This is a genomic window from Actinomadura sp. NPDC048955 (genome assembly GCF_040649435.1).
GTDB lineage: Bacteria > Actinomycetota > Actinomycetes > Streptosporangiales > Streptosporangiaceae > Spirillospora > Spirillospora luteofluorescens.
Map to the genome: position 1 here is coordinate 59,132 of NZ_JBEZJI010000041.1, position 22,103 is coordinate 81,234.

Here is a 22,103-nt window from a genome sequence, read left to right on the forward strand (position 1 = left end):
CATTGTGCCCGATGTCTTGAGCAGATCGTCGTCCGAGCGGACGATCGAACCGACAACCGTCCACGGGAAGGGAGCGGCGCCATGTCCGTACGGACACCTCATCAGGAGGTCGAGGGCCTTCTCCCCTCCGCCGTCCCGGTGCGCTTCGTCGCCGAGGACGGGACGGACGCCGGCGCGCAGGCCGGATACGCGGCGCCGGAGGACGCGGCGCTGGTCGAGGCCTACCGCCGGATGGTGCTCGGCCGCCGGTTCGACCGGCAGGCCACCGCGCTGACCAAGCAGGGCCGGCTGGCGGTCTACCCGTCCAGCCGCGGGCAGGAGGCCTGCCAGATCGCCGGGGTGCTCGCGCTGCGCGAGAACGACTGGCTGTTCCCCACGTACCGCGACTCGGTGGCGCTCGTCGCGCGCGGGATGGACCCCGTCGAGGTCCTCACGCTGCTGCGCGGCGGCTGGCACTGCGGCTACGACCCGGCCGCCACGCGCGTCGCGCCCCAGTGCACGCCGCTGGCCACCCAGACGGTCCACGCCGTCGGCATGGCCGACGCCCTGCGCCGCAAGGGCGAGGACGGCGTGGTGATGGCGTTCGTCGGCGACGGCGGGACCAGCGAGGGCGACTTCCACGAGGCGCTCAACTACGCCGGGGTCCTGCGCGCGCCCGTGGTCTTCTTCGTCCAGAACAACAAGTACGCGATCTCCGTGCCGCTGGCCAAGCAGACCGCCGCGCCCGCGCTGGCCTACAAGGGGGTCGGGTACGGCGTCCGGTCCGAGCAGGTCGACGGCAACGACCTCGTCGCGGTGCTGTCGGTCCTGACCGCCGCCGTCGAGCACGCCCGCTCCGGCGGCGGCCCGTACCTGGTCGAGGCGCACACCTACCGCATGGACTCCCACACCAACGCCGACGACGCCTCCCGGTACCGCGAGGACGAGGAGGTCGCGCGGTGGGAGGCGGCCGACCCCCTCGCGCGGCTGGAGACCCACCTGCGCGGCCGCGGCCTGCTCTCGGAGGAGGACGTCGCGTCCGCGCGGGAGGCCGCCGAGGAGTACGCGGCGCGCCTGCGCGACCGGATGGCCGCCGACCCGGAGGCCGACCCGTTCGAGCTGTTCGACCACGTCTTCGCCGAACCCACGCCACAGCTGCGCGAGCAGCGCGCCCTGCTGGCGTCCGAGATGCTCCCCGGGGAGGACTGACATGCCCGCGACGACGATGGCGCAGGCGCTGAACGCCGCGCTGCGGGACGCGCTGGCCGAGGACGAGCGGGTGCTGGTCTTCGGCGAGGACGTGGGGCCGCTCGGCGGGGTCTTCCGCATCACCGACGGGCTGACCCGCGACTTCGGCGAGGACCGCTGCTTCGACACCCCGCTCGCCGAGGCCGGGATCGTCGGCCTGGCCGTGGGCATGGCGATGGGCGGCTTCCGCCCCGTGGTGGAGATGCAGTTCGACGCCTTCGCCTACCCGGCCTTCGAGCAGATCGCCTCGCACGTGGCCAAGTTCCGCAACCGCACCCGCGGCCGCCTGTCGCTGCCGATGGTGATCCGCATCCCCTACGCGGGCGGCATCGGCGGCGTCGAGCACCACTGCGACTCCAGCGAGGCCTACTACGCGCACACGCCGGGCCTGAAGGTCGTCACGCCCGCCACCGCCGACGACGCGTACTGGCTGCTGCGCGACGCCGTCACCGACCCCGACCCGGTCATCTTCATGGAGCCCAAGCGGCTGTACTGGGCCAAGGGCGACATCACCCGCGAGAACCGGCGCGCCGCCGGGTTCGGGCGGGCCGTGGTGCGCCGCGAGGGGCGGGACGCGACGCTCGTCGCCTACGGGCCGAGCGTCCCGGTGGCGCTGGAGGCCGCCGAGGCCGCCGCGCGGGAGGGACGCGACCTGGAGGTGGTGGACCTGCGCACCATCGTCCCGTTCGACGACGGGACGGTGACCGCCTCGGTCCGCAAGACGGGCCGCTGCGTGGTCGTCCAGGAGGCGCAGGGCTTCGCGGGCGTCGGAGCGGAGATCGCGGCCCGCGTGCAGGAGCGCTGCTTCCACTCGCTGGCCGCGCCCGTGCTGCGCGTCTCCGGGTTCGACATCCCCTACCCGCCGCCGAAGCTGGAGCACTCGCACCTGCCGGACGCCGACCGCGTCCTGGACGCCGTCGACCGGCTCCAGTTCGACGACGTCCCCGACGTCCTGCACCTGGACAGGGAGGCCTCGTGACCGCCGCCACCCGGCAGGTGTTCCGCCTGCCCGACCTCGGCGAGGGCCTGACCGAGGCCGAGATCGTCGAATGGAAGGTCGCCGCGGGCGACACCGTCGAGGTCGACCAGGTCGTGGTGGAGGTCGAGACCGCCAAGGCGGCCGTGGAGGTGCCCGTCCCCTACGCGGGAACCGTCCTGCGGCTGCACGCGGAGGCGGGCGCGGTCCTCGCGGTCGGCGAGCCGCTCATCGAGGTCGGCCCCGCGGAGTCGGCGGCCGCCCCGGACGTGCGGCCCGTCCCGGACGCGCATCCGGACGCGGCCCGCTACCGCGAGGAGGAGCAGGCCGGGTCCGGCAACGTCCTGATCGGCTACGGCACCGGGCACGGGCCGGGACGGCGCGGACGGCGCCGCGCGGGCGGCCCGAAGGCCCCGGCGGTGGCCCCCGCTCCAGTAGCGGCCGCTCCAGTAGCGGCCGCTCCCGTCGCGCCCGCGCCGGAGCCCCGCCGCGCGGGCGCCCCGCGCGTGATCTCTCCGCTGGTCCGCAGGATCGCGCGCGAGCACGGCCTCGACCTCGCCGCCGTCGCCGCCACCGGCCCGCGCGGCGTGATCCTGCGCCGCGACGTCGAGCAGGCCATCGCCACCACCGGCACACCCGCCGGCACGCCCGCCGGGACGCCGGTGCCCGCAGCCCATCCGATGCCCGAGCGGATCCCGCTGCGGGGGATCCGCCGAGCGGTGGCCGACAAGCTCACCCACAGCCGCAGCGAGATCCCGGACGCGACGACCTGGGTGGACGCCGACGCCACCGCCCTGGTCGAGGCCAAGGACGCCCTCCGGCGCACCCGGCCCGAACTCGGCGTCGGGCTGCTGGCCCTGCTGGCCCGCGTCTGCGTGGCCGCTCTGCGGGAGTTCCCCGAGCTGAACTCCTCGGTCGACGCCGACCGGCAGGAGATCGTCCGGTACGGGCACGTCAACCTCGGCTTCGCCGCGCAGACCGACCGCGGCCTCGTCGTGCCCGTGGTGCGGGACGCGCACCTGATGACGACCGCGCAGATCGCCGCGGAGCTGGCCAGGCTCACCGGCCTCGCGCGCTCGGGCGGGCTGCCGCCCGAGGCGCTGACCGGCGGCACGTTCACCCTCAACAACTACGGCGTGTTCGGCGTGGACGGCTCCACCCCGATCATCAACCATCCCGAGGCGGCGCTGCTCGGCGTGGGCCGCGTCATCGACCGTCCCTGGGTCGTGGACGGCGCGGTCGTGCCGCGCAAGATGACGCAGCTCTCGCTGACGTTCGACCACCGGGTCTGCGACGGCGGCGCGGCGGGCGGGTTCCTGCGGTTCGTGGCCGACTGCGTGGAGAACCCCGCCGTCCTGCTCACGAACCTGTGACGGCGGGCGGCGGACGCCGGTAGGCGAAGTCGCTCCCGGGCCCGTCGCCGGCGGCGTCGGCCAGGTCCCGCACCAGGTGGTGGTCGGGCGAGAGCGAGCAGGCGGGGTCGGTGCGGGCGGCGTCCCCGGTGAGGGCGTGCGCCTGGCAGCGGCAGCCGCCGAAGTCGGTGTCGCGGCGGGGGCATTCCCGGCACGGGCCGGTCATCCAGCCGGTCCCCCGGTAGGCGTTGAAGGCGGGCGAGTCCGCCCAGATCCACCCCAGCGGGTGGTCGCGGACGTTCGGCGGCTCCAGGTCCGGCAGGGCGTACGCGGCCGGGCACGGCAGCGCGGTCCCGTCCGGGCCGACCGTGATGGAGCGCGCGCCCCATCCGCCCATGCAGGGTTTCGGGACGCCCTCGTAGTAGTCCGGCAGCACCCAGATGATCTCTGGGCCGGGCCGTTCCCGCCGCTCGGCGACGACGGCCCTGGCCCGGTCGAGCTGGTCGCGCGCGGGCAGCAGCGCCGCGCGGTTGCGCAGCGCCCACCCGTAGAACTGGGTGTTGGCCAGCTCGATCCGGTCGGCGCCCCAGGCGGCGGCGAGGTCGAGGATCTCGGGGAGGCGGTCGAGGTTGTGCCGGTGCAGGACGACGTTCAGCCCGAACGGGAGCCCGGCGGCGGCGATGACCCCGGCGGCGCGTTCCTTGGCCCGGTAGGAGGTCCGCCCGGCGATGAGGTCGGACGGCACCCGGCGCGCGTCCTGGACGGAGAGCTGCACGCCGTCCAGCCCGGCGCGGACCAGGCCGTCCAGGCGGGGCGCGGTCAGGCCGAGGCCGCTCGTGACGAGCTGGGTGTGGACGCCCGCGCGGTGCGCGGCCCGGGTGATCTCCGGGAGGTCGCGGCGCAGCAACGGCTCGCCGCCCGACAGGTGCGCCTGGACGACCCCGATGCCCGCCGCCTCGGCGAAGACGCGGGCCCAGTCGGCGGTGCCGAGTTCGGCGTCCCGCCGGACGAGTTCGAGGGGGTTGGAGCAGTAGGGGCAGTGCAGCGGGCAGGCGTGGGTGAGCTCGGCGAGGAGGGCCCAGGGGGCGGGCGCACCGGTCATCGCAGCCATCCTTCCGCCCGCACGCGGTCGAGGAACTCGGGGACGTCGTCGGCCAGCGGCGCGTCCGGAAAGCTCTTCCCCAGCGCGGCGATGATGTCCGCGACCGTCCGGCGGCCGTCGCAGAGCCGCAGGACGCGGCCGCCGGTCGCGCTGAGCCGCACCGCCCGCTCGGGCATGAGCAGCAGGTCGGCGCCGCGGACCGCGTCGTGCCTGAGGACGACGGAGCGCGCGAGGACGGGCCGCCACTCCCCCTCCGCCCGGTCAGCCGACATCGGAGGGCTCCTCGGCGGCGGACGCGTGCTCGACCGCGTCCAGCAGCGACCAGAGGACGTCGCACTTGAAGGCGAGCGCGGCCAGCACCCTCTCCTCGTCCTCGGGAGTACGCGCCCATTGCCGGACGAGGGCGAGCGCCTCGGCGGAGTCGCGACGCCCCTGCGACACCCGCGCGCGGAAGTAGCGCAGCCCCTCGGGCTCGACCCACGGGTAGTGGCGCTCCCAGGCGTCGATCCTGGTCGCCATCAGCTCGGGCGCGAACAGCTCGGTCAGCGAGGACGCGACGGCCTCCAGGCGCGAGCCGTCGCGGCAGAAGCCCACGTAGGCGTCGACCGCGAACCGCACGCCCGGCAGGACGCCCTCGCCCGACAGCAGCGCCGCCCGGTCCAGGCCGACGGCCGCTCCGAGGCGCAGCCACCGCTCGATCCCGCCGTCCTCCCCGGGACGGCCGTCGTGGTCGTGGATGCGGCGGATCCAGCTCCGCCGCAGGTCGCGGCTGCCGAGCTTGGCGAGGACATACGCGTCCTTCACGGGGATGCGGCGCTGGTAGTGGAACCGGTTGAGCACCCACCGGCGCAGTTCGGCCGGGGAGAGCAGGCCCTCGTGCATCCGGACGTTGAACGGGTGCCGGTGGTGGTAGCGCTCGGCCGCGAGCGCGCGCAGCCGGTCTTCGAGGTTCACAGGTCGATCACCGCGCCCTCCGCGGCGACCTCGATGCCGAGGGCGGCCAGCGCGCGGTGCCCGTCCGCGTCCGGGTCGACCAGCGGGTTGGTGTTGTTCAGGTGGGTGTAGAGGCGGTGCGCGGCGGGCAGCTCGGCGAACGGCCCGCGCGTGGCGGTGATGGGCAGGTGCCCCATTCCCGTGGCGGTCCGGTCGGAGCAGCCGGAGCGCCGGGGCTCCTCGTCGTCCCAGAAGGTGCCGTCGAGGAACACGCAGTCCGCCCCGGCCAGCGCGTCGTCGAGCGAGGAGGGCCAGGCGGCCAGGCAGGGCGCGTAGACGACGGTCCCGCCCTCCTGGCGGTCGGTGACGCGCAGCGCCGCCGACCACGCGTCGCCGGGGGCGTCGAGGTCCGCGGCGTAGCGGGGCCGCTTCCCCGAGACGCGGACGGCCCGCACCTCCAGCGCGCCGAAGACGGTGGGCTCATCCTCCGCGAGCTCCGACCACGTCACGCCCGCATAGGGGGCGAGGACGTCGTCCAGGCGGAGGCCGCGGGAGAGGGCGTGCCGGACCGGGGCGGTGGCGAGGACGTGCAGGCTCGGCGCCTCCCGCAGAACGGGCAGCCCGAGGACGTGGTCGAACTCGGCGTCGGTGAGGGCCACGCCCGCCACCGGGCTGCGCCGCGACCCCGGGTCCGGGCACAGCTCGGCGGCGGCCTCGATCTGGGCGGCGACGTCCGGCGTCGCGTTGACCAGGAGCCACCGCCCGCCGCCGGCCTCGACCGCGACGCAGGCGTGCCGGCGGCGCAGCGCGGGGCGGGCGCGGGCGGCGGCGCACCCGGTGCATCCGCAGTTCCACTGGGGAACGCCGCCGCCCGCCGCGGTGCCGAGAATCCGCAACCGCATAGGAGCCGTTCTCAGCTTTCGGCGGTGAGATACGCCGTGACCTCCAGCGAGGTCTCGATGATCTCGTAGTCGGGCCTGACCCAGAGGGCCGCCCGGTCCTGGGAGCCGGTCATGGCCTCTCCTTTCGCTCGATGACGAACCGTCCGAGGCGATCACCCGGAAGTGATTGAAGCATGTTTATCCGGCTTTTTCCAGAAAGCCAGTTCGTCTCGAAGAACCTCTCGCAATGCGGCAGAGTTTCACGTTTTCGAGCTAATAATGAATGGCATTCACATATGGAGGTAATGGCCGAGTTCAGCCGTCAGAGGCCCCGGACGGCGGCGACGGTGAAGGGGATCTCCGGGATGCCGTCGCCGAGGGGGCCGCCCTTGTCGAACTGCGAGCGGACCACGTAGAGCGTCCCGTGGCGGCGGACGAGCGTCGTCGGGACCTGGAGGGACGGGTCCGCCAGCGTGCGCTCGAGGCGGGCCCGCGTCCCGTCGGGCGCGACATGCCAGCGGGTGAGGGCGTTGTCGACGTTGTCGGCCGTCCAGAGGCGCCCGTCCTGGAGTTCCAGACCGTCCGCGTTGCGCATGTCGCCGCCGCTCAGAGCGACCTTGCGGACGGCACCGGTGGCGAGGTCCAGCCGGTAGAGGTCGCCGCCGAGCATGTCGTCGGTCAGCAGGAACCGCCCGGCGGGGTCGGCGACGATCCCGTTGAGCGTGAAGTCGGCCGGCTCGTGCGGTTCGAGGACGTCCCTCAGGTCGAACCGGAGCGTGAGCGTCCCCGTCCCGCCCCGGGCCTCCTCCAGGTCCCGCGGCGTGACCTGGTAGACGACGGCGCGGGAACTGTCCGTCAGGTAGACGCCGCCGTCAGGGGCGACGGCGAGGTCGTTGACGAACCGGGCGCCGTCGCCGGGGACGGCGAACCGCGCCAGCAGGGCGCGGCTGCGGGCGTCGTAGACCGCCACGCCGGACGAGGAGTCGATCACCCACAGCCGCCCGGCCCGGTCGGCCTCGAGCCCGTTGGCGGTGTGGCGGCCGTCGGCGCCGGCGGGCAGGAACACCTCGGCCGTGCGGCGGCCCGGACGCATGCGGTAGACCGTGCCGTCCTCGAAGGACCCGGCGTACATCGTGCCGGTGCGCGGGTCCGCGGCGATGCCCTCGGGATACACGCGGTCGCCCGGCAGCACGTAGGCCGTGGAGATCCGCGACGCGGCCGCCGGGGCCGCGGCGGCGCGCGGGCCGGCCGCCAGGGACGCGGGCGCCGCGGAGACGGTGAGGGCGGCGACGGCGAGGCCCGCCACGGCCGCCGCGGTGGAGCGCTGGATGCGCGACATGACATCTCCGTTCGAGTTACATCATTAGTACGCGCACATACGATAGTTAGAACCCTAATACTCGTCAACAGACTTCTCCCCGCAGGCTCGCTACCATGCGGGAATGACCTCGTTGCCCGCCTCTGAGCGCCTCGGCTCGCACCTCAAGCGCGCCGAGCAGGCGCTCAACGGCGCCAAGCAGGCGGCGCTGAAGCCGAGCGGGCTCACGGTCCCGCAGTACGCGGCCCTGCTGCACCTCGACGACAACCCGGGCATGTCGGCCGCCGCGCTGGCCCGCAAGTGCGCGGTCACCCCGCCGACGATGAACACCGTCCTGAAGAACCTCCAGGAGCGCGGGCTGATCGAGCGCACCCCGCACGAGTGGCACCGCAACATCCTGGAGACGCGGATCACCGCCGAGGGCGCGGCCGTCCTGGAGAGCGCCGACGCCCGCGCGGTCAGGGTCGAGCGCGGGCTCGCCGCCGAGTTCACCGACGCCGAGCGGCAGACGCTGATCGATCTGCTGGGCCGGTGCGTCGGCTTCCTGGAAGCCGCCCGGTCCGCGCCCGGCGGCTGAGACACTCCCTACGGAACGGGACGAACGCCGCGAGCACCGGAGGAGCCATGGGCGACGGGGTCCAGCACGACAGGTCGGGCCAGCTCAAGCAGATCGAGAGCGGGCTGCTGCCCGGCGAGCAGATCATCGCCGTCTACGACGCGGTCGGCGCCGGCACCGGGTTCATCGGGCTCACCGACCGCCGGGTGATCATCCAGGACCGCAGCTTCGCCGGCAAGAAGTACGCGATCACCAGCGTGCCCTACTCCCGGGTCACCTCCGTGAGCGTGGTCAGCAACAAGTCGTGGGCCGGGTCCTACTTCTCCACCGGCTCGATCGCGATCAACGTCGGCACGCACACCTACGAGGTCGAGTTCCGCGGCGCCGACAAGAGCCACCACGTGCACAACGTGATCCTGCAGTACATCTCCGGCTGACCGGCGCCCGCCCGCCGGGCGCGTCAGACGACGACCGCGGCGGTGGAGCCCGCGCGGTCCTTGGTGACGCGGAGCTGCGCGGGGATGCGGGCGCGCAGCTCGGCGACGTGGCTGACGATGCCGACCGCCCGGCCGCCGTCGCGCAGGCCGTCCAGGACGTCCATGACCTCGTCGAGGGTCTCCTCGTCGAGCGTGCCGAACCCCTCGTCGACGAACAGGGTGCCGATCTCGGTGCCGCCCGCCTCGGCGGTGACGACGTCGGCGAGGCCGAGGGCCAGCGCCAGCGAGGTGATGAACGACTCGCCGCCCGAGAGGGTGACAGGGTCGCGCTCCAGGCCCGTCCAGGAGTCGGCGACGCGCAGGCCGAGCCCCCCGGCCCCCCTGGCACGGTCGCCCGCCGCCTTCTCGACGGTGTGCACGAGGGCGTAGCGGCCCCCGGACATGCGGTCCAGCCGCTCGTTCGCGGCGGCGACGACCTGGCGGAGACGGGCGCCCAGCACGTACGCCGACAGCGACATGTCGTGCCGGTTCGCGGGGTGCTTGCCCGAGGCGAGCCCCGCCAGGCGCTCGGCGACCTCGTGCCGCCCGGCGGCGGGACGCCACGCGCCGACGGCGGCGGCGAGGTCCATGCGCAGCTCGGCGAGGCGCTCGCAGCGGTGCCGCGCGCGGTCGGCGGCGTTCGCGGCCCCGGTGTGCGCCGCGTCCGCGGCGGCCGCCGCCGCCTCCAGGGCGGGCAGGTCGGGTGCGGGAGCGGCGGCGGCCGCGACCAGCTCCGGGTCGCCGAGCAGAGCGCGGACCTCCGCCTCCTCGTCGTCGAGCCTGCGGATCCGGTCGCGCAGTACGCCCTGCTCCTCGTCCGGAAGCTCGGCTTCGAGGACCTCCTCCGGCGTCCGGAACCCCTGCTCCCCGGCCTCCTGCCCGGCCTTCGCGCGGGCGGCGGACAGCTCCTCGGCGGCGCGCCCGTACGCGCGGGCCGCCTCGACCGCCGCGGCGATCAGGTCGGCCTCGCCGGCGAGCCGGGCGATGCGGGCCTCCAGCGTCGGGTCGCCGCCGCGTGCCTCGTCGAGCTCGGCGGACAGCCGGGCCTGCTCGGCGGCCAGCTCCCGGTCGTGCGTGCGGTTCTCGGTGAGGGCGCGGGACGTCTCCTCCTGCGCGGAGCGGACCCGGTCGAGCTCCTGCTCGTCGCGGTGGAGCGCCTGCTCCAGGCGCTCGGCCTCCGCCGCGCGGGCCCGCGCGGCCTCCAGCGCCGCCTGCGCCTCGGCGAGCTCGGCGACGAGGGCGTCCGCGTCGGCCTCACCGGCGATCTCCAGCAGCTCGTCGCGCTCGGTGCGCAGCTCCCCGGCCCTGGTGCCGGCCTGCTCCCGGGCGTCCTGGGCGGCGTCGGCCCCGGCCTGCGCCTCCTCCACCTGCTCCTCGGTCGGGATCAGCGCGAGCGAGGTGACCGGGGCCGGGTGCTCGGTGGAGCCGCAGACCCGGCAGGGCTCGCCGTCCGCCAGCTCCTCGGCGAGGACGGCGGCCATGCCGTCCAGCCGCGCCTGCCGCAGGTCGAGGACGGCCTGCCGGGCGTCCTGGGCCGCGTCGACCGCGGTCCGGTACCGGGCCTCCGCCTCGGCGAGCCGGAGCTCGACCCGGTCGCGGCGCTGCGCGGCGTCGAGGCGGCGCCCGGCGTCGCGGACGTCCGCCGCGGCGCCCGAGCGCCCGGCGGCGGCGACCCTGGCCTCGTCGAGCTCGGCGCGGCGCGCCTCCACGAGCGCGGGAAGCTCGGCGAGCGCGGCGCGGATCCGCGCGTCCTCCGGCTCCAGCCGCAGCAGCTCCCCGGCCAGCGCCTCCCGCTCGCGGCCGGCCTGCCGGAGCCGGGCGGCGGCGGCCCTGCGTCCCTCCAGGCCCGCGACCTCGTCGCGGCGGTCGCGCTCGGCCTTGGCGAGGACGTCCTGCGGCGCCTTCGGCGGCAGCAGCGCGGCCGCCCGGGACCGGGTCTCCTCGGCCCAGCGGCGGGCGCGGCCCGCCTCCCCGTGCCGGGCCTGGACGTCCCTGACGAGCGGGACGACCCGGTCGGCGCGGGCGGCGGCGTCGAGCCGCGAGGCCAGCCGCGACTTCTCCTCCGCGCGCCCGGCCAGCGCGTCGCGCCTGGCGAGCGCCTCGGCGTGGCGGCGCCGCCGGTCGGCGAGCGCCCGCGCCTCCTCCAGCTCCTCGCGCGCCGCGCGCAGCGTCGCCGCCGCGCCCGCGCGCAGCTCCTCGACGACAGCGCGGACGTCCTCCTGGCCGCCCGCCAGCTCGGCGGCCCACGCGGGCAGCGCCTCCACCTCGGCGAACGGCTCCACGGCCGGCTCCCCGCGGCGCGGCGCCGGGACGGCCGGACGGGGCTCGCGGGGCGGCGCGGCGCCGGTCGTCTCGCAGATCCGGTCGGCGATCGAGACCGCCCGCGCCCCGAGCCCGGCGGCCTCCCGGCCCGTCGCGGCGCGCCGCTCGGCGAGCCACTTCTCGACCTGCGCGTACACCTCGGCGGCGAAGAGCCGCTCCAGGACCTTGCGGCGCTCGTCGGCGCCGGCGCGCAGGAACCCGGCGAACTCCCCCTGCGGCAGCATCGCCACCTGGCAGAACTGGACGGCGGTCATGCCGAGCATCCGCGTCACGAGGTCGCCCGCCTCGTCGAGCCGCGTGGTGAGCCCCACCCAGCCGCCGTGCTCGAACTCCTCGACGACGACCTTGGCGTGCTCGGTCGTCGTCCCGGACCCGCGCAGCTTCGGCCGCTCCCAGGCGGGCGAGCGCGAGACGCGCAGGCGGCGGCCCCGGATGGTCGTCTCCAGCACCACGCGCGGCCCCGCGCCGGGCGGCGCGTGGTCGCTGCGCAGGCCCTTGACCGCGTTGCGGACGCCGGGCACCTGCCCGTAGAGAGCGAAGCAGACCGCGTCGAGGACGCTCGTCTTGCCCGCGCCCGTCCGGCCCTGGATGAGGAACAGCCCGGCGTCGGACAGCGCGTCGAAGTCGATGACCTCGGTCCCCGAGAAGGGCCCGAACGCCGCGATCTCCAGCCGGTGCAGCCTCACGCCATGGCCTCCTTCTGGCGGCAGGCCTCGAAGGCCTCGTGGAGCAGGGCGCGTTCGTCGCCGCCGGCGGGCCCGTCGGTGACCTCGGCGACGAAGTCGCCCGCGATGTCGAGGGCGGAGCGCTCGCGGACGTGCTCGGACCAGGCGCGGGCGCCGTCGGCGCCGCCGCCCTCGGGCTCGAAGCCGAGGACGAGCGTGTGCGGGAAGCGCCGGCGCAGCCGCTCCATCGCGGCGGACGGGCGGCGCCCGTCGGTGAGCGTGACCTGGAGCCAGCGGTCCTCCAGCCCGTCGAAGGACGGGTCGGAGAGCAGGTCGTCGATGCGGCCGCGGACCCGGGCCAGGCGCCGCGGGACGGGCGCCTCCACGAACTCCGCGGCGACGCCGTCGGCGCGCAGGTCGATCAGCCAGGAGCCCTTGACGTGCCGCTCCTCGGAGAAGGAGTAGGCCAGCGGCGAACCCGAGTAGCGGACGCGGTCGCCGATGCGCCAGGCGCCGTGCAGGTGGCCGAGCGCCGCGTAGCCGACGCCGTCGAACACCGACGCCGACACCTGCGAGGAGCCGCCGACCGAGATGTCGCGCTCGCTCTCGCTGGACTCGCCGCCGGTGACGAACGCGTGCGCGAGCACGACCGAGAGCCGGTCGTGGCGCGCGGCGTCGGCGCGGACGCGGCGCATGGCCTCGGTGAGCGCGGCGGCGTGGCTGCGCTCGTCCAGCTCCCACGGGTGGCGGACGAGCTCGGGCTCCAGGTAGGGGATGCCGTAGATCGCGGCGTCGCCGACGACGACGGGCTCCCCCACGGTCGCGAAGTCGGTGCGGACGTGCACGCCCGCGGCGTCCATCAGCGCCGAGCCGAACCCGAGGCGGCGCGCGGAGTCGTGGTTGCCCGCGATGAGCACGACCCGGGTGAGGGCGGCGAGCCGCTCCAGGGCCTCGTTGCACAGCCGGACGGCGTCGACCGCGGGCAGGGCCCGGTCGTAGACGTCCCCGGAGACCAGCACGCACTCGACCCGCTCCGCCGCGACGGTCTCGACCAGGTGGTCGACGAACGCCGCCTGCGCGGCCAGCAGGTCCTCGCGGTGGAACGATCTGCCGAGATGCCAGTCGGAGGTGTGCAGGATTCGCATGTCGCAGCAACCATAGGCACCCCCTCCGACACATCCGGCGCAGAAACGCCGAGTCGCCTCAAACGATCTGCGCGGGCGATGCGATCAAGGACGCGGCGCTCCCGTAGGGTGGCGGCGTGAGCGAGCGTCCCTACGTGCTGCTGAGCTGCGCGATGTCCGCCGACGGCTACATCGACGACGCGACTCCGGAGCGGCTGCGGCTGTCCAGCACGGCCGACTGGGACCGGGTCGACGCGGTGCGCGCCGGCTGCGACGCGATCCTCGTCGGCGCGGGCACCGTCCGGGCCGACGACCCGAGGCTGCTCGTGCGGTCGGCGGCGCGGCGCGAGCAGCGGGTCGCACGCGGGCTGCCGCCCGACCTCACCAAGGTGACGCTGACCTGGAGCGGCGACCTGGACCCCGGCGCGCGGTTCTTCACCACGGGCGGGTCCCCGAAGCTCGTGTACGCCCCGACCGGCACGGCGGGCGCCCTGGCGACCCGGCTGGCCGGGCTCGCCGACGTCGTGGACGCGGGCGACCCGCTCGCGCTGGACGCGGTGCTCGGCGACCTCGCCGCCCGGGGCGTCCGGCGGCTGATGGTCGAGGGCGGCGGCGGGATCCACACGCTGTTCCTCACCGCCGACGCGGTGGACGAGCTCCAGCTCGTGGTCGCGCCGTTCTTCGTCGGCGACCCGTCCGCGCCGCGCTTCGTGCGGTCCGGGGTGTTCCCGCAGTCCCCGGAGCGGCCCATGCGGCTCCAGGAGGCCACCCGCATCGGCGACCTCGCCCTGCTGCGCTACCTGGCCGGGGGCGCGCGTGGATGACCTCGGCTGGCTGGCCCTGGCCTGCGACCTCGCGGCCCTGTGCCCGCCGTCGCGCACCGCGTTCTCGGTGGGCGCGGTCATCGTCGGGGCGGACGGGCGGGAGGTCGCGCGCGGCTTCTCCCGCGAGGACGACCCGCACGACCACGCGGAGGAGGCCGCGCTCGCCAGGACGCGCGGCGACCTGGCCGGGGCGACCGTCTACAGCTCCCTCGAACCGTGCGGGCACCGCGCGTCGCGCCCCCGCACGTGCGCGGAGCTGATCGTCGCCTCGGGCGCCCGCCGCGTCGTGTTCGCGTGGCGCGAGCCGGCCCTGTTCGCCGCGGGGACGGGCGCGGAGACCCTCGCGGCCGCGGGCGTCGAGGCGGTCGAGCTGCCCGAACTCGCCGAGCGCGCCCGCCGCCCGAACGGCCACCTGCTCTAGGACTCCAGGAGCGTCGGGTGCGGCGTACGGCGCCCCTCGGCGGTCTCTGGCACGGGGTCCGTTGGACCAAATGAGACTCCAGTCTCATTCCTCTTGCCAACGCCCCGGGACGTCATGCGATGCTGTGGCCAAGCAAGCATTCGGTTACCCGCGTCGGCCCTCGGGCAGGGGAGGCACAGCAGCATGCGCGAGCACGATCGGCTGTTCATCGGAGGCGAGTGGGCCGCACCGGCCGGGACCGGCGTGATCGACGTCGTCTCCCCGCACACCGAGGAGGTCATCGGGCGGGTCCCCGAGGGCACCGAGGGCGACATCGACGCGGCCGTCGCGGCGGCCCGGCGCGCCTTCGACGAGGGCCCCTGGCCGCGGATGACCCCCGCCGAGCGCGCGGAGATCGTCGGCCGGCTCTCGGCGATCTACGCCGAGCGGCAGCAGGAGATGGCCGACCTGGTGACCGCCGAGATGGGCTCCCCCATCATGTTCTCGGTGTTCGGGCAGGCGGCCATCCCGCAGATGGTGCTCCAGTACTACGTGGACCTCGCCGCCTCCTACACCTGGGAGGAGGAGCGGCAGGGCATGCTGGGGCCGGTCACGGTCACCCAGGAGCCGGTCGGCGTCGTCGCGGCGATCGTCCCGTGGAACGTCCCGCAGTTCACGCTGATGCTCAAGCTCGCGCCCGCGCTCATCGCCGGCTGCACGGTCGTCGCCAAGCCCTCCCCCGAGACGCCCCTCGACTCCTACCTGCTGGCCGAGTGGATCCGCGAGGCGGGCATCCCCGAGGGCGTCGTCAACATCGTCCCGGCCGGACGCGAGGTCGGCGCCTACCTCGTCGCGCACCCCGACGTCGACAAGGTGTCCTTCACCGGCTCCACCGCCGCCGGGCGCAAGATCGGTGCGGTCTGCGGCGAGCAGCTCAAGCGGGTCACCCTCGAACTCGGCGGCAAGTCCGCCGCGATCGTCCTGGACGACGCGGACCTGGCCGCCACCGTCGAGGGCTTCAAGCTGGCCTCGCTGATGAACAACGGCGAGGCGTGCGCCGCGCAGACCCGCATCCTCGCGTCCCGCCGCCGCTACGACGAGGTCGCCGACGCCCTCGCGACCATGGTGGGCGGTCTGTCGGTCGGCGACCCCGCCGACTACGGCTGCGAGATCGGCCCGCTGGTCGCCAGGCGGCAGCAGGAGCGCGTGGAGAACTACATCCGGATCGGCCAGGACGAGGGCGCCAAGCTGATCACCGGCGGGCTGAACCGCCCGCACGACCGCGGCTGGTACGTCGCGCCCACCGTCTTCGGCGACGTCGGCAACGACATGCGCATCGCCCGCGAGGAGATCTTCGGCCCCGTGCTGGTCCTCATCCCCTACGAGGACGAGGACGACGCCATCAAGATCGCCAACGACAGCGACTACGGGCTCGGCGGCTCGGTCTGGACCTCCGACGTCGAGCACGGCGTCGAGGTCGCCCGCCGCATCCGCACCGGGAGCTGCGGCGTCAACATGTACACGCTCGACCCGAACACCCCCTTCGGCGGCTACAAGAACAGCGGCCTCGGCCGCGAGCTCGGCCCCGAGGGCCTGCACGCCTACCTGGAGCACAAGTCCATCCCCCACCCCGCCCCCACGAGCTGACGCCCGCCGTTCCCGCGCGTCCCCGGGGCGCGCGGGAACGGCCCGTCAGCACAGCAGGGCGACCGGCCAGCGGTGCCGGGAGCGGCAGGCGTGGACGGCCTCGGCGGACGGCGCGCCCGTCACCAGGAGGCGGACCCCGGGGACGGGGACGCGACCGTGGTCGAAGGCGATGGCGCGGAGCTGCGCCGGGGTGACGACGGCGGCGGTGGCCCGGTGGTCGAGGATCGCTTCGAGGAGGTCCCCCACGTCGCGGCCGGGGACGCCCACGAGGGTGGCGCCCCGCATGAGGCACAGGTCCACCAGCCCCATCCGCGTGGGCGCGGGGACGTCCTGGCCGCACAGGGCGACCACGTCTCCCTCCGAGATGCCCAGCGTCCCGCACAGGCGGTAGAGGTAGGCGAGGCGGTCGGCGTGGGTGATGTCCCCCCATGGGGCCGGCACGCGCAGCGCCGGGTCCCGGAGCGGTCCGGGCGGCCCGCCCGCCGGGGCGGCCCCGGGTTCCAGGAGGCGGCGGAACGGCGTGGCGCCGTCGACGTCCCCGAAGGCGAAGACCTGCCTGACGTACGAACGCTCCACGGCGGCCATCGACGCGGCCGCGGTGTCCTCTCCGGTCAGCAGGAACCGGGCGCCGGCCTCGTTCATCATTCCGGCGAGCCCGGCGGGGGCGCCGCCGGGCGGGAGCAGGACCGGGACGGCCCCGGCGGCGGTGACCGCGTGGGCGGCGACGGCCAGTTCGCGGACGCCGCGGACGTGGACCGCGCCGACGTCGCCGTGCCGGACCCCGTGGCGGCGCAGGCCGTCGGCCGCGGCCGGGACCGCCCGCGCGAAGTCGGCGTGCCCGAGCTCGCCCGCGGGATCCACGAGGGCGGGGCGCCTGCGCGGCCGGGAGCCGGCCCTGTCCGCGTCTCCGACCGCCTCCAGCACCACGTCGGTGATCGTGGCGCCGGGGACCGGAGTGCTCGCCTCGGACATGCGGCGAAGGTACGCCGCGCCCGTCCGGCGCCGCATCCGAAGAAGTGTGTAGCCGCGTGTGTACGTCACGGGGCCAGGCCGGCGCGTTCCAGTAGCTCGCGGCGCCTGACCCGGCCGTCGGGCGTGCGGGGGATCTCGTCCACGACGTGCACCGCCGACACCTCCCGGGTCCTCGGCACGCGCCCGTTGACGTAGGCGAGGAGGTCGGCCTCGGACACCGGTTCGGCCGGCACGGCGAACGCGTGCGGCGCGAGCCCGAGGTCGTCGTCGGGGGCGGGCACCACGACGGCGTCCCGCACGGACGGATGCGCGGCCAGCACCGCCTCCGGGTCGCCGGGCGGTTCGCGGCGCGCACCGGCGAGCCGCCCGAGGATGAACACCCGCCCGTGCTCGTCGGCGAACGCCGAGTCCCCGGTGGGCAGCCAGCGCGCGGGCCCCGCGGCGGCCCGCGCCGCCGGGAGCCGGACGCACATCTCGCCCGGCTGGTAGGAGGGCTGCACCGCCCCGGTGCGCGGATCCACGACCTGCCACGCCACGCCCGGCAGGCCGCGGCCGACCGAGTCGAGCGTCCCCTCCTCGGCCGCGCGCAGGTTGAGGTGGGTGAACCCGCCGGCCTCGGCCAGCCCGTACGCCTGCCGCACCGGGCAGCCGAGCCGGGACGCGGCGGCCCGCGCCTCCTCCGCCGCGAGCGGCCCGCCGGCGGCCACCACGGCGCGCAGCGCCCGCAGGTCGTACTGGCAGACGGCGCGCTCGTAGGCGAGGGCCTCCACGAGCTCCGGCGGCAGCACCGCGACGGTCACCCGGTGATCCCGCAGCGAGCGGAGCAGGTCGTGGCGCCCCGTCTCGGAGAACGCGACGACGGTGGCGCCGAGCCGCAGCGCCGGGTTGAGCACCCCGTTCAGCCCGAGGACGGTGCCGAACGGCAGCGCGCTCAGCACCGTGTCCGCGCCGCCGAACATGGCCGACTCGGCGACCCTCACCAGGCCCGCCACGACCTCCGCGTGCGTCAGCCGCACCGTCCGGGCGGGCCTCCTGCCGGTCCCCCGCGTCGCCGCCAGCAGCGCGAGGGCGTCGCAGGCGGGGGCCGCGGGCGCGGGCGGGGCCGCGTCCGCGCGGGCCCCGCCGGCGAGCAGGTCGGTGAGCCGCAGCGGGGCCGCCTCGCCGGTGAGGCGGTCGCCATCGCCGCCCGGGCCGTCGGTGATGACGAAGCGGGCATCGGTCTCGTCCAGCAGGCGGGACGCGTCCGGGCCCGCGAGGGGGAAGGCGACGGCACCGGCCGCGATCACGGCGTGCAGCGCGACGGCGAGGTCCAGCGGCTCGCGCAGCCGCAGGCCGATCACCTCCCCCGGCGCCGACCCGGCGCGCGCCAGGGCGGAGGCCGCGGTCCCGACCATGGCGGAGAGCGCGGCGTGGGACAGGGAGCGTCCGGAGGACACGTCCAGCACCGCGGTCTTCCCGGGGTCGGGCGCGGTGCCGAACACCGCGCGGGTCACTGTGACCGCCGGGTAGGCGGGGTCCGCACCTCTGGAGAGCATGGCGCCGACGCTAGGACGGCCGGTCCCGGCCGCGCATGCGCCGAAGTGCGCAACCACCGTCGTATTCGGCGGACGCCCGGGGAGCGCACGAGGTGTGTACACACCTGGCGGTCAGGAGCCCTCCGCGGGGACGTTGTCCACGGCCCAGGCGGCGATCTGGGCGCGGGAGGAGAAGCCGAGCTTGGTCAGGATGTTGGTGACGTGGCGGGCGGCGGTGGCGGGGCTGATGACCAGCTCGTCGGCGATCCCGCGGTTGCTGAGGCCGCGGGAGACGAGGCGGGCGATCTCGCGTTCGCGGGCCGTCAGGGTGCTCGGCGGCGTGACCGGCGCGGGGACGGCCTCCGCGGCGCCGCCCGGCACCGGCCGCCCCGGCGGCGGGACGGTCCCGGGGCCGCGCAGCGCGCGGGCGACCGCGTCGTCGGCGGGCATCGCGCGGCCCTCGCCCCAGTACTGGGCGACGAGGGGCTCGCCGATCCTGCGGCGGATCGGTTCGAGCACGCGTTGGCGGCGCGCACCGGTGCCGGGCTCGCGCCCGGTCGCCTCGCGCAGCGCGGACGCCGCGCCCGCGAGCGTGACCGCGCCGCGCGCGTCGCCCTCGCACGCGACCAGCTCGGCGAACGCGTCCAGGGCGCGGGCCACGTCCAGCCGGATGCCGGACGAGCGGCTCAGCGCGAGGCTCCGCGCGAGGGACGCGCGGGCCGAGGGCAGGTCGCCCTGGGCGAGCGCGACGCGGCCGAGCCCGGCGAGGGCCCGCGCCAGCTCCGGCCGCGCGCCGATCTCGGCGAGGATCGGCAGGACCGCGGCGTAGTTTCCGCGGGCCGAGTCCGGGTCGCCGCGCAGCTCGGCGAGCCTGCCGAGGCCGATCATGGCGTGCGAGGCGCCCCACAGGTGGCCGATCTCCCGCATGACGGACGCGGCCGTGTCGAGCCGCTCGCGGGCCTCGCGCAGGCGCGACTCCCGGATCAGCAGGTAGCCGCGGGCCGCGCACGCGTAGGCGCGGGTCCACTCCCGGCCGGGGCCGCGGACGAGGGCGTCGGCCTCGTCCAGGCGGGCGGCGGCGTCGGCGAAGCGGCCGGCGCGGGCGAGGCACTCGGCGCCGGTGATCAGCGCGGTCGCGGTCATGAAGTCGTCCCCGGCCTCGCGGCAGAGGGCGAGCGCCTCGCCGGCGCGCCGGGCGGCGTGGGCGAAGTCGCGGCCCCCGACGGCGAGTTGCGCGCGGCCGGCCAGGGCCGGGCCGAGGACGCGCGGGTCGAGATCGCGGCCGGCGGACAGGAAGCAGTCGGTCCGGTCGGCCCACTCGGCGACACGGCCGCGCGCGATCCAGAAGGCCCGGAGCGCGGTGCACAGCCGCAGCCCCTCGGCGATGTCGCCGTGGTCGAGCGACCAGGTCAGCGCGGCCCGCACGTTGCCGAGCTCGGTGTCGTACCGGTGGAACAGCGCCACCCGGTCCGCCCAGGGCGCGGGCTCGACGCCGAGCGCGACCCGGCCGTCGCGCTCGGCGGCGGCGAGGACGGCGTCGCGGTGCCGCCCGCGGAACACCGCCTCCTCGCCGGCGTCCGCGAGCCGCTCGGCCGCGTACTCGCGGATGCTGTCGAGCAGCCGGAACCGGACCTCCCCGCCGGTCTCCCCGGTCACCGTCACGAGTGACTTGTCGACGAGCGCGGTGAGCGTGTCCAGGACGTCGTCGGCGGGCAGGGCGGCGCCGCCGGGCGGCGCGGGACCGGCGCAGACGTGCTCGGCCTGCTCCAGCGTCCAGCCGGAGAAGACCGACAGGCGCCGCAGGAGGACGCGCTCCGGCCCGTCCAGCAGCTCGTGGCTCCAGTCGATCGCGGCGCGCAGCGTCCGCTGCCGGGCGGGGGCGGTGCGGTCCCCGGCGCTGAGCAGCCGGAACCGGTCGGCGAGGCGACGCGCGATCTGCTCGGCCGACAGCACCCGGACCCGGGCGGCGGCGAGCTCCACCGCCAGCGGCATCCCGTCGAGGGCCCGGGTGACCTCGTACACGGCCCTGGACGGGGCGAACCCGGGCCGCGCCGCCCTCGCGCGCTCCAGGAAGAGCCGGACCGCCTCGTCCGGCTCCAGGGGCGGCACCCGCCACACGTTCTCCCCCGCCATCCGCAGCGGCTCCCTGCTGGTGGCGAGGATCCGCAGCCGCGGGCAGCGGGCCAGCAGCAGGCCGGTGAGCTTCGCGCACTCCTCGACGACGTGCTCGCAGTTGTCGAGGACGAGCAGGACCGCGGGCGCGCGCAGCGCCCCGGCGAGCGTCTCGGTGAGCGGCCGGCCGTCCTCCTCGGCCACGTCGAGGGCCGCGGCGACGCGCCGCGCGACAGGCTCGGTCGTCCCGTCCGGGCGGACGTCGGCCAGTTCCACGAACCAGACGCCCCCGTCGTCGGCGCCGTCCGCCGCCGGAGCGTCGAGAACCGCGTGCGCGACGTGCAGCGCGAGCCGCGTCTTGCCGATCCCGCCCGCCCCGCACAGGGTGACGGCGCGCATGCCCTCCAGCAGCCTGCCGAGGTCGGCGGCGTCGCGTTCGCGGCCGACGAAGGCGTTGGGCTCGGCGGGGAGATTGGTCTTCACGGCTCTGTGAGTGTGGCATCGCACTGCGTGATCCGCCACGGTTTCGCGGTCTCGGTCTGGCGATCGCGCGCCCGCGCCGATTCCACCTTGGCGGCGCGGTGGCCGTACCGTAGTGCGCCGTGTCCCCTGCCTCCGACAACGCGGCCGCCAGTCTCGACGACGTCCTGGTCGGCGAGGCCGTGCTGGGCGTCTACCGCCAGATGTTCGCGGCGCTCGCCCGCGACAGCGGCGCCGTCGTGGACGACCCGGAACTGGTGGACGTCGCCGAGACGCTGCTCGCGGCGTTCGCCGACGCGGGCGAGGACGGGCTGAGCCGCGAGCAGATGCGGTACGTGTGCCGCCGCTACCCGGCCGAGGTCTTCGAGAACCGGCTGCGGGTGCTGAAGGGGCTCGGCGCCGTCCGCGAGGTGTTCCCGAAGCCGAACCAGCTGCGCTACAGGGCGTCGTTCACGAGCGTCGTCGGGCTGATGTTCGTCCGGCGGATGATGCTGGACGGCGGCCAGAGCGAGATGCACCGGCTCCTCGCGCTGGAGCAGCTCAACGTGGCCGACCCGCGGATGACGCCCGAGCAGGCGCGCGACGGCGCGGACGGCCTCGCCCGCGCGTTCCGGCTGTGGAGCGTCGAGCTGGTCACCCTCACCAACGGCACCATCGAGGAGCTCCGCGAGCAGGCCCCGAAGCTCTGGGGCACCGAGGAGATCCTGGTGCGCGCCGAGCGGCTGCACGGCGCGATCCTGCGCCGCTGGCCGCAGCTCGACCGCACCTGCACCGACCTGCGGGCCGCCATCTACGCCTACGGTGACGCCTCGCGCCGCGCCGCCGCACGGCTGTCGGACTCGGCGGGGACCACCCGCAACCTCACCCTCCTGCCGCCCGAGACGTGGCGCACCTTCACCCGCACCGCCTCGCGCGAGGACCTCGCGGCCGTCCTGGAGGGGTTCGTCTTCGACGCGGCGGCGCCGTGGCACGAGCCGTCCGCCGTGGTGACCGCCGTGGAGGATGGCCCGCGCGCCACGCCGCCGCGCCCCGCGCCGCCCCGCCCGTCGGTCCCCGACCCGGGCCTGTCGGGCGACACCGGCTCGGACACCGCCGCGACGGAGAGGCTCCGCGACCTGGCCGAACAGATCCTGCGCGGCCGCGACGCGGTCGCGGTGGGGGGCGTGCCAGACCCCGACAGGGGGGGGGGCCGCCCCCGCCCCCCCCACCAGTAGGGCCGACA

General features: G+C 75.9%; 20 protein-coding genes. 9 read left to right on the forward strand and 11 right to left on the reverse strand.

The window, feature by feature from the left end; translation table 11 throughout:
* The first annotated feature begins 81 nt into the window (after positions 1-81).
* Genes pdhA through AB0C84_RS31035 form a run of 3 tightly spaced genes read left to right on the forward strand, consistent with a single transcriptional unit; the run spans position 82 to position 3,576 of the window.
* Positions 82-1,188, forward strand: a complete 1,107-nt coding sequence (gene pdhA, locus AB0C84_RS31025) for a pyruvate dehydrogenase (acetyl-transferring) E1 component subunit alpha (protein WP_361073481.1) — start codon at positions 82-84, stop codon at positions 1,186-1,188.
* 1 nt (position 1,189) lies between these two features.
* On the forward strand, positions 1,190-2,206 hold the full coding sequence (locus AB0C84_RS31030; protein WP_361073483.1) for an alpha-ketoacid dehydrogenase subunit beta: 1,017 nt from the start codon (positions 1,190-1,192) through the stop codon (positions 2,204-2,206).
* Positions 2,203-3,576 (forward strand): dihydrolipoamide acetyltransferase family protein, encoded by a 1,374-nt coding sequence (locus tag AB0C84_RS31035; protein ID WP_361073485.1) that lies wholly within the window; start codon positions 2,203-2,205, stop codon positions 3,574-3,576. The genes AB0C84_RS31030 and AB0C84_RS31035 overlap by 4 nt, the downstream gene beginning before the upstream one ends.
* Here the strand turns inward: AB0C84_RS31035 and pqqE are convergent.
* From pqqE to AB0C84_RS31065, 6 genes are all read right to left on the reverse strand, one after another.
* On the reverse strand, positions 3,563-4,657 hold the full coding sequence (gene pqqE / locus AB0C84_RS31040) for a pyrroloquinoline quinone biosynthesis protein PqqE (RefSeq protein WP_361073487.1): 1,095 nt from the start codon (positions 4,655-4,657) through the stop codon (positions 3,563-3,565). The genes AB0C84_RS31035 and pqqE overlap by 14 nt on opposite strands.
* Positions 4,654-4,929, reverse strand: coding sequence for a pyrroloquinoline quinone biosynthesis peptide chaperone PqqD (gene pqqD / locus AB0C84_RS31045; RefSeq protein ID WP_361073489.1), 276 nt, complete (start codon positions 4,927-4,929; stop codon positions 4,654-4,656). Before pqqD ends, pqqE begins: the two co-directional genes overlap by 4 nt.
* Entirely contained in the window at positions 4,919-5,611 is a 693-nt protein-coding gene (pqqC, locus tag AB0C84_RS31050; RefSeq protein ID WP_361073491.1) for a pyrroloquinoline-quinone synthase PqqC, read from the reverse strand. The genes pqqD and pqqC overlap by 11 nt, the downstream gene beginning before the upstream one ends.
* The gene (locus AB0C84_RS31055) at positions 5,608-6,492 is read right to left on the reverse strand and encodes an MBL fold metallo-hydrolase (RefSeq protein ID WP_361073493.1); all 885 of its coding nucleotides are present in this window, start codon (positions 6,490-6,492) and stop codon (positions 5,608-5,610) included. The genes pqqC and AB0C84_RS31055 overlap by 4 nt, the downstream gene beginning before the upstream one ends.
* Before the next feature lie 11 nt (positions 6,493-6,503).
* Complete coding sequence (gene pqqA / locus AB0C84_RS31060; protein ID WP_361073495.1) at positions 6,504-6,605, reverse strand: pyrroloquinoline quinone precursor peptide PqqA; 102 nt, start codon at positions 6,603-6,605, stop codon at positions 6,504-6,506.
* Positions 6,606-6,793: 188 nt separating this feature from the next.
* Positions 6,794-7,810, reverse strand: coding sequence for an SMP-30/gluconolactonase/LRE family protein (locus AB0C84_RS31065; RefSeq protein ID WP_361073497.1), 1,017 nt, complete (start codon positions 7,808-7,810; stop codon positions 6,794-6,796).
* 103 nt (positions 7,811-7,913) lie between these two features.
* Here AB0C84_RS31065 and AB0C84_RS31070 point away from each other — a divergent pair, with 103 nt between their 5' ends.
* A complete protein-coding gene (locus AB0C84_RS31070; protein WP_179847564.1) occupies positions 7,914-8,366 on the forward strand; it encodes a MarR family transcriptional regulator in 453 nt (150 codons plus the stop codon).
* Between the two features lie 47 nt (positions 8,367-8,413).
* A complete protein-coding gene (locus AB0C84_RS31075; protein WP_179836129.1) occupies positions 8,414-8,782 on the forward strand; it encodes a PH domain-containing protein in 369 nt (122 codons plus the stop codon).
* A gap of 23 nt (positions 8,783-8,805) precedes the next feature.
* Here AB0C84_RS31075 and AB0C84_RS31080 read toward each other — a convergent pair whose 3' ends face one another.
* Together AB0C84_RS31080 and AB0C84_RS31085 are read right to left on the reverse strand one after the other, a co-directional pair.
* Positions 8,806-11,829, reverse strand: a complete 3,024-nt coding sequence (locus AB0C84_RS31080) for an SMC family ATPase (RefSeq protein WP_361073499.1) — start codon at positions 11,827-11,829, stop codon at positions 8,806-8,808.
* Positions 11,826-12,953: an exonuclease SbcCD subunit D gene (locus AB0C84_RS31085; protein WP_361073501.1), complete on the reverse strand. Its 1,128-nt coding sequence runs from the start codon at positions 12,951-12,953 to the stop codon at positions 11,826-11,828. The genes AB0C84_RS31080 and AB0C84_RS31085 overlap by 4 nt, the downstream gene beginning before the upstream one ends.
* A 116-nt stretch (positions 12,954-13,069) precedes the next feature.
* On the opposite strand from AB0C84_RS31085, the gene AB0C84_RS31090 reads away from it, so the two are divergent.
* From AB0C84_RS31090 to AB0C84_RS31100, 3 genes are all read left to right on the forward strand, one after another.
* Complete coding sequence (locus tag AB0C84_RS31090) at positions 13,070-13,756, forward strand: dihydrofolate reductase family protein (protein ID WP_361073503.1); 687 nt, start codon at positions 13,070-13,072, stop codon at positions 13,754-13,756.
* Positions 13,749-14,177 carry a dCMP deaminase gene (locus AB0C84_RS31095; RefSeq protein WP_361073505.1) on the forward strand — a complete coding sequence of 143 codons (429 nt, stop codon included), beginning with the start codon at positions 13,749-13,751 and terminating at the stop codon, positions 14,175-14,177. The genes AB0C84_RS31090 and AB0C84_RS31095 overlap by 8 nt, the downstream gene beginning before the upstream one ends.
* Positions 14,178-14,360: 183 nt before the next feature.
* Positions 14,361-15,803, forward strand: a complete 1,443-nt coding sequence (locus tag AB0C84_RS31100; RefSeq protein WP_361073507.1) for an aldehyde dehydrogenase — start codon at positions 14,361-14,363, stop codon at positions 15,801-15,803.
* A 45-nt stretch (positions 15,804-15,848) separates the two neighbouring features.
* Here the strand turns inward: AB0C84_RS31100 and AB0C84_RS31105 are convergent, their stop codons facing one another.
* The 3 genes from AB0C84_RS31105 to AB0C84_RS31115 all read right to left on the reverse strand — a co-directional run bounded on the left by AB0C84_RS31105 (position 15,849) and on the right by AB0C84_RS31115 (position 20,884).
* The gene (locus AB0C84_RS31105; RefSeq protein WP_361073509.1) at positions 15,849-16,775 is read right to left on the reverse strand and encodes an AMP-binding protein; all 927 of its coding nucleotides are present in this window, start codon (positions 16,773-16,775) and stop codon (positions 15,849-15,851) included.
* Positions 16,776-16,840: 65 nt separating this feature from the next.
* Entirely contained in the window at positions 16,841-18,310 is a 1,470-nt protein-coding gene (locus tag AB0C84_RS31110) for an AMP-binding protein (protein ID WP_361073511.1), read from the reverse strand.
* Between the two features lie 111 nt (positions 18,311-18,421).
* On the reverse strand, positions 18,422-20,884 hold the full coding sequence (locus AB0C84_RS31115; protein ID WP_361073513.1) for a LuxR C-terminal-related transcriptional regulator: 2,463 nt from the start codon (positions 20,882-20,884) through the stop codon (positions 18,422-18,424).
* 119 nt (positions 20,885-21,003) lie between these two features.
* Here AB0C84_RS31115 and AB0C84_RS31120 point away from each other — a divergent pair, with 119 nt between their 5' ends.
* On the forward strand, positions 21,004-22,095 hold the full coding sequence (locus AB0C84_RS31120; RefSeq protein WP_361073515.1) for a hypothetical protein: 1,092 nt from the start codon (positions 21,004-21,006) through the stop codon (positions 22,093-22,095).
* Positions 22,096-22,103 lie beyond the last annotated feature (8 nt).